Origin of the sequence: Vibrio sp. OPT46 (assembly GCF_015163535.1) — a bacterium.
GTDB lineage: Bacteria > Pseudomonadota > Gammaproteobacteria > Enterobacterales > Vibrionaceae > Vibrio > Vibrio alginolyticus.
In genome coordinates, this window is sequence record NZ_JADDYG010000673.1 from 1 (window position 1) to 273 (window position 273).

1 pseudogene is annotated in these 273 nt (G+C 38.5%); it reads left to right on the plus strand.

The window, feature by feature from the left end:
• Positions 1-34 precede the first annotated feature (34 nt).
• A pseudogene (locus IQR33_RS24295) lies at positions 35-273 on the plus strand (amino acid ABC transporter); the annotation flags it as partial.

Consider the following 273-nt stretch of genomic DNA (forward strand, 5'->3'; position numbering starts at 1 on the left):
ATATAGCTACGCACAAATAATAATCGAGGATACGATGAAAAGACTTCTACTTAGATTGGCTTTTAGCTTAATTGTTGTAAGTTCTCATGTGACCGCAAGTCAAGTGAACTATTACGTCATTGCTGAACAAGCTCGACCATTTCAAATTGAACAACAGGGACAAATGCACTCCGGAATTGTGACCGATATCGTCAGCGCTATCTTCGCGGAGTCGGATTACCAAGTGAATTATCATACTTATCCATTTAAACGTATGATTTCCATATTGGAAGA